This is a genomic window from Streptomyces sp. NRRL B-24484 (assembly GCF_000717715.1).
In the GTDB taxonomy this organism is placed as follows: Bacteria; Actinomycetota; Actinomycetes; order Streptomycetales; family Streptomycetaceae; genus Kitasatospora.
Genome location: NZ_JOAI01000090.1, coordinates 1 through 10,845, shown reverse-complemented (window position 1 = coordinate 10,845; position 10,845 = coordinate 1). Strand labels below are relative to the sequence as shown.

The following is a 10,845-nucleotide window of genomic DNA, read 5'->3' as shown; positions in this document are numbered from 1 at the left end:
GCCGCACCCTGGCCACCGGCACCGAGCCCACGCACATCTCCGGCATGCGCAACAAGCTCAAGCGTCTGACCAGCGCCGGCCTCGTCGTCGAGACCGAGCCCGGACTGTTCGCAATCCCCACACCCAGAACAGCCGACTGACCGCGTGACCTGCCCACACACCGTCACAACGACGAAACGGACATAGCCTCACTCAACGCCCTCTGAGCTGAAGGCCGGTGCGAAGCGCAGTCCCCGCACCGCCAAGGCCGACGGGGAGCAGGACGTCCTCGCGAAGATCGCCGAGATGCCGGAGGCGGACCGGGTGCTCGCCGAGCAGATCCACCGGATCGTCCGCTCCGTCGCCCCGGACCTCGCGCCGAAGACCTGGTACGGCATGCCGGCGTACGCCAGGGCGGGCGGCAAGGTCGTCTGCTTCTTCCAGAGCGCACAGAAGTTCAAGACCCGGTACGCCACCCTGGGCTTCAGCGACCTGGCCGACCTCGACGAGGGCACCATGTGGCCCACCACGTACGCACTGACGCAGCTGACCCCCGAGAGCGAGGCCCGGATCGCCGAGCTCGTCGCGAAGGCTGCGGGCTGAGCGCGGTCCCGCCCCGACTCCGCTCTGCAGGGCGGGCGGTGGATCCCCGGTGCGTACGGGAGGGCGGGTCCGTGCGGACCCGCCCCGTCCGTCGGCGGACGCCTCTAGGGTGACCGGGTGGACACAGCAGCAGTGGTGATCGCAGTGACCGGCGTGGCGGGGACCCTCGGGGCCGCGCTGCTCACCCAGCGGGGCGCCGAACGGGCCAAGCGACGCGAGCTGGAGCTCGGCCAGGCGTACCAGGAGACGCGCGAGAACCTCGCCCTGCGGCGCGACTGCTACACCCGGCTGTACCGCGACGCACGGCAGTTCGCGACCGCGCTCAACCGGCACCTGCACGTCCTGCGCGACCGGACGCCCGGGGAGTCCGACGTCCGCGCGCTGGACGAGGCCAAGGACGCGCACCGCAACCACTGGTCCGAGACCTTGATGATCGCACCCGATGCCGTGATCGCCCCCGGCGACACGGCGAACCAGGCACTCACCCGCGTGTACGGGACCATCAAGCGCCTGGAACAGGGCAATGCGCAGCCCGGCGAGAGCCTGCAGTCCGCCACCGAGGCCCAGGACGAGCTGTGGGGCCTGATCAAGGTCATGCGCCACGCCATGCGTCAGGACCTGGGCGTGAGCGGGGAGTTCTAGTCGTGCACCTCGTCTCACGCGCCTCGCCCGGCGGCTCGCCCATGACGTCCTACTCCTCCGGCTCCCAGGCGCGGAGCAGGTCGAACAGCCCGGCGTCGCCGTCGATCCGCACGGAATCCGCGGAGACCCGGTCGTAGAGGAAGAGGATCAGTTCACCGGCCGTGGCGTGGGCGGAGACACCGGCTGCGTCCTCGCCCTCGCCGCCGGTGGCGGAGGGCAGACGGGTGGTCCGGGCGCCGTCGCCGTCGACCGTGAGTCGCCAGGAGCGCCCCTCGGCGGCGTGGAAGTCGAAGGCGGTCGGCTTGTGCGGCCAGGCGCTGGGCGTCGCGACACAGGTGAACAGGAACTCCTCGACACCGTCGACGGCCACCTCGGCCGGCAGCGGCTGCGGGGCGCCCGCGGCGAGCTGGGCGTCGTAGGTGTGCACCGCACTCTCCTGGACCCGGTGCCGGGCGACACCGCCGGCGCTCCGCGGCGTCTGCAGGGCACTCCACCACGCCCAGCAGCCGGCGTCCGGGCCCTCCTCCCGCAGCGCGCCCAGCAGCAGCTGCGTCGACTCCTCCAGCCAGGACACGAGGGCCTCGCGCTCCCGCGGCACGACCAGGGCGGCCCGCGCGGCGACGGCCTCGGCCGGCGGGCCGTCGGCGGGACCAGCACCGACGATGGCGGCCCAGAAGCGGTCGCCCCCACCCAGGTGCTGCGCCAGATCGAACAGCGTCCACTCGGGGCAGGTCGGCACCTGCGCATCGAGGTCGGGCGCGGACGCGACCGCGGCACGGAACGCGGTCGACCGTTCGTCAATCAGCCGCAGGAGGTCGGAGAAGTCGAGAGTGTTATGCACCCTGGGTGTCTATCACCCTGCTCAGCCCGCCGGAAAGCGGTTTTCCCCGGCCAGCGCGGCAGCGGCGCAGCACCGGCCGCTCGGGGTGCTCGGTCCGCTCGGTCCGCTCGGTCCGGAGGCACGGACGGCGGGTCTCCGGACACCCCAACTGCCGAGCCCCCACCGCAGACTCATTCCGAAACAATCGGGTCAGTGGCCCGTCGTGCGGAGCCACTGCATCGTTGCGGCGACCTCTTCGCCGAAGTCCTCGCAGAGGGCGAGCAACCGGCGTCCGGTGGGCGAGTCGAGCAGCCCTGCGGAGGCGGGGAGCGTCCGGACGGCGGAGTCGCAGGCGGATGCGACGGCGGAGTGGCGTGCGGCGAAGTAGCTCTCGGACGCCCAGCCCGCCGGGTCGGCCAGGTACCGGCGGTGGGCCTCCTCCGAGGGGTGGGAGTGGAACGAGGTCTCGACGAGCTCGTCGAGGTAACTCGCCAGGCCGGCCGAGGTTTCGACCACTCGCTCCACGCCGTCGGGGCCGGGCTCGTCTGGCAACTCGCCGAAGGCCAGCAGACTGCCGATGGTCTCCAACTGGAACAGCTGGACCGTGTCGGGGTCGACCTCGGAGGTGAAGAGCGGGGCCGTGCACAGCCGGGCGACCGCTCGCCGGTACGCGCGGTCGGACCGTTCCCCTGGCGGTGCCGCGGCCAGCGGGAACAACGAGGTCAGCACGGCCCGGTCGACGCCCCACTCCGGATCGTGCTCGAACGCGAGGAGCGGCGCACGCCACCGCCACAGGGCCAGGACGGCAACCTGACGCCGGTGGACCGGCATGACGCCCGCCGACCGTTCGATCTGCGCCACGTCCTTGTGCCGGCCCTTCTCATCCACCCGCCCGCCCGGGCCCGTTCACCTCGGCACACTGTAGAAGCCACCGGCGGCCTTCTCAGAGGCCGGGGCCGTTGCCCGCGCCGGAGCCGGGGATCCAGGCGTGGTGGAAGCCGTACGCCTCGTCGGAGCGGCTGACGACGTCCCGGGCCGTACGGCCGCCGAGGAGTCCCGTCCCGGCGGCGAAGACCGGCAGCAGGGTGCGCAGGGCCCGTCGGCCGTGGAGTGCGACCAGCAGCGCCGCCTCCTCGGGGGCACCGGGTCGGTCCACCGGCCGGACGCTCTCCGCGGGGACGGGCGGGCGCGGGTGGAGTCGGCGGAGCCGGGCGAGTTCACGCCGGCCGGCCACGGTCCGGGGGCCGGCGAGGGGCAGGGCGAGGGCCACGACGACCAGCGGCACGCCGGGGACGGCGTCCCCGTGCAGCACCGCGGCAATGGCGGCACCGGCGGCGGCCAGCGCGATCAGGCGGGCCGCCGCGAGCCTGGCCGGGCCGCAGACCAGGTGCCGCCGGGCCAGGTCCCGGCGCAGTTCGCGCCGGGCCCGCTGCACGGCGGGACGAGCGGCGAGGTCGGGCAGGGCGAGCGGTCTGGCCAGGGCGCTGCGCACCGCCCGGTGTGCGGGAGTCGGCTCGGCGGGCAGGTCGACCCGGCCGCGCAGGCGCAGCCGTCCGCCGCGGCCGGCGTCCAGCGCCCCGGCCAGGCGGAACTCGACGACGACCACCGCCAGCGCGGCCTTCCCGCCACCGCGGAGTGCCGCCAGCCGTACGGTACCCAGGCCCTCCGCCCGCCCACGGACGGGCAGCCACCGGAGCAGGGACGCCACCACGACACCGGCCAGCGACCCGACCACCCAGATCGTTCCCATGCCCGACCTCCGGAGACGGACCACGGCACCCGACAGCACGGCACGGCCCGCCGCAGGACCGCCACGGGCACGCCCCTCGAATGCCCCCGACTCCCCTGCCCGACACCGGACTTGAGCACATCCAGAGCTTCGGCGGCCAGCGTCCCGCGTCCGGTCAGGCGGAGAGGGCTCGGTCGTGGCCGTCCTCGTCCTCGGCGCAGGCGGCGGCCAGCCGGTCGAGGGAGATGTCGAGGGCCGCGGCCAGGGCGGCCACGGTGAAGAAGGCGGGGGTGGGTGCCCGGCCGGTCTCGATCTTGCGGAGGGTCTCGGCGGAGACGCCCGCCGCAGCGGCCACCTCCACCATGCTGCGCTCGCCGCGGGCCTGGCGCAGCAGGGCGCCGAACCGCTCGCCGCGCTCGCGCTCCCACGGGGTCAATGGAGTCCTCACCATGACCGTGATACTAATACCGGTATAAGTATTGGGTCCATCCGAGGGTGGGGAGTCACGCACATGGTGGAGATCAAGACGGACGCGGCACTGGACGCGATGCGCGAGGCGGGCCGCGTGGTCGGCCGTGCCCTGGAGGCCGTCCAGGGGGCCGCGCGGCCGGGAGTGTCGCTGCAGGAGCTCGACGAGGTCGCTCGCGGCGTCCTCGCCGAGGCCGGGGCCCGCTCGCCCTTCCTCGGGTACCGGCCCTCGTTCGCGCCGACGCCCTTCCCGGCGGTGATCTGCACCTCCGTCAACGACGCCGTGGTGCACGGTATCCCGACCGCCTACCGGCTGTGCGACGGCGACCTGGTGAGCATCGACTGCGGGGCGGAGCTGGACGGCTGGACGGGAGACGCCGCGATCAGCTTCACCGTGGGCACCGCCCGGCCCGCCGACCTCGCCCTGATCGACGCCACCCGCCGGGCCCTCGACGCGGGCATCGCCGCCGCCGTGGCGGGCGGCCGCCTCGGCGACATCTCCCACGCGATCGGCACCGCCGCCCGCCGGGCCCGCTGCGGCATGCCGGAGGGCTTCGGCGGCCACGGCATCGGACGCCGGATGCACGAGGACCCGCACCTGCCCAACCGGGGCCGCCCCGGCCGGGGATTCCCGCTGCGTCACGGCCTCGTCCTGGCGATCGAACCGATGCTCATGGCCGGCGGCCGCGACGACTACCGCACCGGCGAGGACGGCTGGACGCTGTTCACCACGGACGGCAGCCGCGCGGCCCACATCGAGCACACCGTCGCCGTCACCGAGGACGGGCCGCGCATCCTCACCCTTCCCTGACCCCGACGGACCGCCCTGCGGCCGGAATCCCCTTTGCACGGCCGGGTTACGGGCGGGTCGGATCGCACCCGTGCCAGAACGACCGCCGTCCGGCGACGGGTGCACGCTCCCCCGCCGATCGCCGCCCCCGGACTCCCCGTCCACCTGCCGCGCCCGGGAACACACCCGCATCCTCGGGCAGTGCCGGCGGACCGATCCGACACGCATCGACGCCCTGCTCGATCTGCTCGATCTGCCCGACGCGACGGCCGACGTGCCCTGGGACGAAGAACTGGCGCGGGCCGTCGTCCGGGTCTCCGACGACCGTTTCGTCCCGCTGCTCGTCCGCCTCTGCACGGCGCCGCGCCCGGTCGCCCTGGTGGCCCTCGACGCCCTGGCCGTGCTGCGCCCGGGCCCAGTGGCGGTGCACACCCTGGTGGCGGTGTTCACCGGGTCGCCGGACGACCGGCGGGTGCACCGGGCGGCGAGCCGGGCGCTGGTCGCGGCGGGCCCGGCCGCGGTGGCGGCGCTCCTGCCGTACGTGCCGTGGAAGCGCGAGGCCGACCGGCGGGTACGGCAGTCGCTCGCCTGGTTCTTCGGACGGGCGGACTGCGGGACGGGCCGCGCGGTGCGGGTGCTGGCGGAGTTCCTCTCCGACCCGTGCTCCCGCACCCGCGCCGAGGCCGCGGCCTCGCTCGGGCTGCGCGGCGACCCGACGGCGGGCCCGCTGCTGCAACGTGCTCCCGCCCACCCCGACGAGCGGGTACGGGCCCGCGCCGCCACGGCCCTCGGCCGGGTGGGTGCGCACGGTGCGGTGGAGCAGCTGCGACGGACGACCCCGTCCCGACCGTCCGCGACGCGGCCGCGGCGGCCGTCCGGTCCCTGACCGCCCGGGAGCACTGATCCCGGACCGGGCACGGCCGCCCGGGAGCACTGATCCGGGCCGGGCACGGCCGCCCGGAGGAACCGGCCCCGGCAGGCACGGCCCGCAGGGAGGTGCCCGCCCGCCCGTCAGCCGTGCGCGGGTGCGTCCGCGTGGCCGTGCCCGCCGTGCTGCTCGTAGAGGCGGTCGGCCAGCAGGGCGTGCGCGAGCGTGCCGCCGGCCCGGACGGCGGCGGTCACGAAGGCGGTCTCGGCGAGCTCCTCGCTGCTGACGCCGTGTCGGCGGGCCGCGGCGGTGTGCACGTCGAGGCAGTACGAGCACTGGGTGACGAGCGCGACGGCCACCGAGATCAGTTCGCGGTAGCGGCGCGGTACGGCGCCGTCCTGCCGGTCGACGGCCTCCTGGAAGGCGAGCCAGGCGGCGAACTCGGCCGGGGCGGCCCGGCCTACGGAACGGGCGCGGTGCAGGTCGTCGGGGTGCTCGTACACGGGTGGTCTCCTCGGTCGGTGGCGGCGGGCTCTGCTGTCCGCCGCCCGGGTACCACCTCACCGGCGTCGGCCGGACCGCGTCCAAGACCGGTTCCGGTGGGACGGTGCCCTTCTCGGTATCGTGGCCGGTCATGGACCTGCGGGCGTTGCGCTGTTTCGTCGCGGTGGCCGAGGAGGGCCACTTCGGCCGCGCGGCGGCCCGGTTGCACCTGGCCCAGCCGCCGCTGAGCCGCCGGATCCGGGAGCTGGAGGCGGACCTCGGCTGCCGGCTGTTCGACCGGATCCCGACCGGGGCGCGGCTCACCGCGGCCGGCGAGGTGCTGCTGGTGGAGGCGCGCGACCTCCTGGAGCGGGCCGAGCGGGCCAGGGAGCGGGTACGCGGGGCGGCGGCCGGCCGGGTGCTGGTGGTCGGTGTCGCGGCGGGAGCGGGGCTGGACGTCGGTCCGGCGGTGCTGGCGGCCCTGCGGCGCAGCCGTCCCGGGCTGCGGGTGCGGCTGCGCGAGGCGCCGGTGACCGATCCGAGTGCCGGGCTGCGGGAGCGGCGGGTGGACGTGGCGCTGACCCGGCTGCCGTTCGACACCGCCGGTCTGACGGTCCGCCCGCTCGGCGTTGAGCCGGTGGTGGCGGCCGTGCCGGCCGGTGATCCGCTCGCGGCCCGGGACCGGCTGCACGTCACGGAGCTGGCCGCCCGCCTACGGTTCCGGCTGCCGGTCGGGACGGACGCCCGGTGGCGCGCCTACTGGCTGGGCGCCGCGGACGGCGCCCAGGGCCCGGTGGTGGCGTCGGTCGACGAGTGCCTGCACAGCGTGGTCTGGGAGGGCGCGGTGGGCCTGCTCCCGGCCGGGGCCTCGGTACGGCACGCGCGGGCCGGTGTCGTGTTCGTCCCGGTGGACGGCCACCCGCCGAGCCGGATCGTCGCCGCCCGCCCCGCGGGCTGCACCGATCCGCTGGTCGACGCCTTGGTCGAGGCCTTGGCGGACGCCCTGGCCGCGGTGCCCCCGGACGAGCGGGCGTAGCCGCCGGGTCCCCAGGCGCAGTCGCCGGCAGAGACGTCGGCCGGCGCACCGTGAGGAGGTGGCACCGTCAGGAGGTGGGCACCGGTTCGGCCCGACGGTCGGCGACGGCCGGCACCGCGGTGCGGTGGGTACGTTCGACGGCCTGGCCCCAGTAGGTGCCGGCGACCATGAGCACCGCGCCGAGCGCCGCGGGTGCGGTGAGCCGTTCACCGCCGAGGCCGATGCCGACGGCGACCGCCCAGACGGGTTCGGTGCCGAGGAGCAGGCTGGCCCGGCTGGCGGAGCTGCGCTGCACCGCCCAGGTCTGCGCGAGGAAGGCGAACACGCTGCAGAAGAGCGCGAGGTGGAGCAGTGATCCCCAGGTGGCCGCGCTCGCGTGGGCGAGCCCGGGCAGGCCCGCGGCGGCGGGGGCGGCGAACAGGACCGTGCCGACGGCGGTCTGCACGGCCGTCAGGTGCAGCGGGCGCAGGTCGCGGCCGGCCGTGAGGTGTCCGACCAGGGCGACGTGGGCGGCGCGGACGACCGCGGCGGCGAGCATCAGCAGGTCGCCGAGGCCGGGGGTGTGCAGGCCGGTGCCGGACATCAGCAGCCCGACGGCGGGGACGCACAGCCCGGCGGCGGCGAAGAACCGGGGCGGCAGCGGGCCGCGTCCGCCGGTGCGGTCGAGGAACGGGGTGAGCACGATCGTGAGGCTGATGATGAGTCCGGCGTTGGCGGCGCTGGTGTGGGCGACGCCGTAGGTCTCGATCGCGAGGACGGCGGCCTGGGTGAGGCCGAGCACCGAGCCGTACCGCAGTTCGCCGCGCCGGAGCCGGGCGCCGGTGCGCGGGCCGGCGCCCGGGCGGGTGCGGCGGGCCGTTCCCGCGGCGATCACGGCGACGGCCGCGAGCGCGGCGAGGGCGTAGCGCACGAAGAGGACGGTCAGGACGGGGACGGCGCCGGTCGCGGCCTTCGCGGCGAGGTAGCTGGAACCCCAGACGATCGCCACGAGCAGCAGGACCAGGTCGGTACGGCGGGTGTCAGGCACGGCCACCACGCTGCCGGAGCACGACCGTGAAGCCAAGGGCCACTTACTGAAACGATCTTTTAGTGCTGCCTACAGGGTCGTACCTAGACTGGGCGGATGGACGAACGCCAACTGCGGGTCCTGCGGGAGCTCGGCGAACTCGGCAGCGTGACGGCGGTCGCCGAGGCGATGACGGTGACGCCGTCGGCGGTGTCGCAGCAGCTGCGGCTGTTGCAGCGCTCGGTGCCGGTGCCGCTGACCGAGCGCTCCGGGCGGCGCCTGGTGCTCACCGATGCCGGCCGGGCGCTCGCGGACGCGGCGATCGACGTGTCGGCGGCGCTGGCCCGGGCCCGGCACGCGGTCGACCGGTTCGTGGAGCAGCCGCAGGACCGGGTGTCGGTCGCGGCCTTCCACAGCGCGGGGGCGGCGTTCTATCCGCTGCTGCTGCGGCAGGCCGCCGCGGTGGCGGGCTTCCCCCGGCTCGTACTGGCGGACGAGGACGTCGCCCAGGACCGCTTCCCGCAGCTGACCCGGGACCACGACCTCGTGCTGGCGCACCGCCTGGACCACACCGCGCCGTGGCCGGGCACGGTGGCGGTCACCCCGCTGCTGCACGAGCCGCTGGACGTGGCGCTGCCGGTCGGGCATCCGCTGGCGGCCCGCGAACGGCTGACACCGCAGGACGTCGCGGGCCTGCCGTGGATCACCGTCCACGACGGGTTCCCGCTGCTGGCCACCGTCGAGGCCATTGCGGCGGTGGCCGGGCGGCGGCCCGAGATCGTCCACCGGATCAACGAGTTCACGGTCGCGGCGGAGGTCGTCGCGGCGGGCGGCGGGCTGGCCCTGATGCCGCGCTGGACGGCCCGTCCGCATCCCGCCGTGGTGCTCCGCCCGCTGACCGGCGTGCACGCCAGCCGGCACGTCGACGTGCTGCACCGGCCCGAGCGCACGGCCCGATTGGCGGTGCGCACCGTCCTGGCCGCGTTGGTGCGGGCTGCGGACGCCGTCCGCGGCGGCGACCGGACCTCCCCGGCACCGCCGTAGTCCCCGTTCCGGCGAGGGCCCGCACGCGGGCCGGGCGGTCGGGCGGGTCCGTAGCGGGCGCAGTCGGCCCCGGTGAGCAGGGCCCAGTACCGGTCGCCGTAGGACCAGTGCCACGACTCACGGCTCCCGAGCGCAGGCCCCGGAGGCCGGCCGGGGCGGGGACACTGGTGCGATGTTGCCGACATGGATCGCCGAAGTGGCCGACGAGCCGCTGGTGCTGGAGCTGGACGACCGGCGGGTGGAGTGGCGGACCAACACCTGGCGGCCGGGTGCGGAGGCGGAGGACCGGCAGCGGGTGACCGTGCCGGAGGTGGTGGCCGCCTTCGAGCGGACGGCCGAGGGCATCCGGCGCCGTGTCCGCGGGGCGGGGTTCCCGGGGGTGGCGACCTTCTACGTGTGGCACGACGGGCAGGCGGGGCAGCTCCGGTGCTCGACCGGGTCGGTCGCCGCGGACGGGCTGCCGTTCGGCGGGGCGTACCTGCCCACCGACGACCTCGGCCCGCTCGTCGAGGCGTTCCTGGGCGACTGGACGCCGGGCGTGGTCGCCTGGTCGGACCTCGACGAGGAGCACGACCCGTCGGCGGCCGTGCACGGGCCGGAGCCCGCGCCCCTCCCGGTGTGGGTCCGCAGCGTCGGAGCGGTCCGGCACTGACCCGGCCCCACCGGCCCGAGGCGCTCGCGTCGGCTCACTGCCGACCGGACCGCGTGCCACGACCCGTCCGACCGTCAGGACGGCCGCCCCCGGGGCCCTTCCCGTTCGGAGCGTTCTGAGCGTTCTGAGCGGCCGGCGCCGCCGGAGCTCCCGGGCGCCTCCTGGCGAGGAGCCGGGTGCAGGCCCACCGGACGGCCGCCGCCTCCGCCCAGGCCAGCAGTACGACCAGGACGAGGAAGGTGCCCGAACCGACCGCACCGCCGACGCCGAGGGCGACGAGCGGCAGCACCGCCGGCAGTGCCACCAGCCCGAGCACCAGGGTGGGCAGCGCGTGCGAGGTGTCGAGCGGGTCACTGCCCCAGGGTTCCAGTGCCGTCCAGAATGCCGCCACGGCCACCGACGACCCTTGACATCCTCCGCGGCCTAACGGCTCCGCTGCTGCCGCCACGCCCGCCGCGACGCCACCGCCACCCCGGACGGCTTCCCGCGGACGACCGTGCTGCGCTTCGCGGCATCGTGTACGTGCTATGCAAGAGCGTGAGCTGGCGGGAGGTGCCCGCAGAGCGGACCGGCTGCAGCGGGATCACCGCCTGGCGGCGGCTGCGGGACTGGACCGAGGCCGGCGCGTGGCCCCGCCTGCACGAGGTCCTGCTCGCCGAACTCCGGGCGGCAGGGCTGCTGGAGATGGACGACGCCGCGATCGACGGCTCGCACGTCAGGGCCCT

General features: G+C 75.6%; 15 protein-coding genes. 8 read left to right on the top strand and 7 right to left on the bottom strand.

The features are described 5' to 3' along the window. The first annotated feature begins 207 nt into the window (after window positions 1-207). Both IE98_RS0140880 and IE98_RS0140875 read left to right on the top strand, forming a co-directional pair. Window positions 208-582: an iron chaperone gene (locus tag IE98_RS0140880; protein WP_030277734.1), complete on the top strand. Its 375-nt coding sequence runs from the start codon at window positions 208-210 to the stop codon at window positions 580-582. Between the two features lie 117 nt (window positions 583-699). Further along, window positions 700-1,224: a hypothetical protein gene (locus tag IE98_RS0140875; protein ID WP_030277732.1), complete on the top strand. Its 525-nt coding sequence runs from the start codon at window positions 700-702 to the stop codon at window positions 1,222-1,224. A gap of 49 nt (window positions 1,225-1,273) precedes the next feature. Here IE98_RS0140875 and IE98_RS0140870 read toward each other — a convergent pair whose 3' ends face one another. From IE98_RS0140870 to IE98_RS0140855, 4 genes are all read right to left on the bottom strand, one after another. Beyond that, window positions 1,274-2,065 (bottom strand): maleylpyruvate isomerase family mycothiol-dependent enzyme, encoded by a 792-nt coding sequence (locus IE98_RS0140870; RefSeq protein ID WP_030277731.1) that lies wholly within the window; start codon window positions 2,063-2,065, stop codon window positions 1,274-1,276. Between the two features lie 189 nt (window positions 2,066-2,254). Then, window positions 2,255-2,932 (bottom strand): hypothetical protein, encoded by a 678-nt coding sequence (locus IE98_RS0140865; protein WP_234443887.1) that lies wholly within the window; start codon window positions 2,930-2,932, stop codon window positions 2,255-2,257. A gap of 55 nt (window positions 2,933-2,987) precedes the next feature. Continuing rightward, window positions 2,988-3,794 (bottom strand): TIGR04222 domain-containing membrane protein, encoded by an 807-nt coding sequence (locus IE98_RS43975; protein WP_043176321.1) that lies wholly within the window; start codon window positions 3,792-3,794, stop codon window positions 2,988-2,990. Between the two features lie 154 nt (window positions 3,795-3,948). Then, window positions 3,949-4,224, bottom strand: a complete 276-nt coding sequence (locus IE98_RS0140855; RefSeq protein WP_030277729.1) for a helix-turn-helix domain-containing protein — start codon at window positions 4,222-4,224, stop codon at window positions 3,949-3,951. A 60-nt stretch (window positions 4,225-4,284) separates the two neighbouring features. Here IE98_RS0140855 and map point away from each other — a divergent pair, with 60 nt between their 5' ends. Next, window positions 4,285-5,052 (top strand): type I methionyl aminopeptidase, encoded by a 768-nt coding sequence (gene map, locus IE98_RS0140850; protein ID WP_030277728.1) that lies wholly within the window; start codon window positions 4,285-4,287, stop codon window positions 5,050-5,052. Window positions 5,053-5,122: 70 nt separating this feature from the next. Beyond that, window positions 5,123-5,917, top strand: a complete 795-nt coding sequence (locus IE98_RS0140845) for a HEAT repeat domain-containing protein (protein WP_030277727.1) — start codon at window positions 5,123-5,125, stop codon at window positions 5,915-5,917. Window positions 5,918-6,042: 125 nt separating this feature from the next. Here the strand turns inward: IE98_RS0140845 and IE98_RS0140840 are convergent, their stop codons facing one another. Continuing rightward, a complete protein-coding gene (locus IE98_RS0140840; protein WP_030277726.1) occupies window positions 6,043-6,402 on the bottom strand; it encodes a carboxymuconolactone decarboxylase family protein in 360 nt (119 codons plus the stop codon). Between the two features lie 131 nt (window positions 6,403-6,533). On the opposite strand from IE98_RS0140840, the gene IE98_RS0140835 reads away from it, so the two are divergent. Further along, window positions 6,534-7,418: a LysR family transcriptional regulator gene (locus tag IE98_RS0140835; RefSeq protein ID WP_030277725.1), complete on the top strand. Its 885-nt coding sequence runs from the start codon at window positions 6,534-6,536 to the stop codon at window positions 7,416-7,418. Window positions 7,419-7,485: 67 nt separating this feature from the next. Here the strand turns inward: IE98_RS0140835 and IE98_RS0140830 are convergent, their stop codons facing one another. After that, entirely contained in the window at window positions 7,486-8,445 is a 960-nt protein-coding gene (locus IE98_RS0140830) for a DMT family transporter (RefSeq protein WP_043176324.1), read from the bottom strand. A 96-nt stretch (window positions 8,446-8,541) separates the two neighbouring features. Here IE98_RS0140830 and IE98_RS0140825 point away from each other — a divergent pair, with 96 nt between their 5' ends. Beyond that, a complete protein-coding gene (locus tag IE98_RS0140825) occupies window positions 8,542-9,468 on the top strand; it encodes a LysR family transcriptional regulator (RefSeq protein WP_030277721.1) in 927 nt (308 codons plus the stop codon). Between the two features lie 172 nt (window positions 9,469-9,640). Beyond that, window positions 9,641-10,120 (top strand): hypothetical protein, encoded by a 480-nt coding sequence (locus IE98_RS0140820; protein ID WP_030277719.1) that lies wholly within the window; start codon window positions 9,641-9,643, stop codon window positions 10,118-10,120. 34 nt (window positions 10,121-10,154) lie between these two features. Here the strand turns inward: IE98_RS0140820 and IE98_RS0140815 are convergent, their stop codons facing one another. Then, window positions 10,155-10,517 carry a hypothetical protein gene (locus IE98_RS0140815; protein WP_030277717.1) on the bottom strand — a complete coding sequence of 121 codons (363 nt, stop codon included), beginning with the start codon at window positions 10,515-10,517 and terminating at the stop codon, window positions 10,155-10,157. On the opposite strand from IE98_RS0140815, the gene IE98_RS49905 reads away from it, so the two are divergent. After that, window positions 10,502-10,845: transposase (locus IE98_RS49905; protein ID WP_159401251.1), on the top strand; the 344-nt coding region annotated here is incomplete at its 3' end. The two genes, IE98_RS0140815 and IE98_RS49905, sit on opposite strands and share 16 nt — an antisense overlap.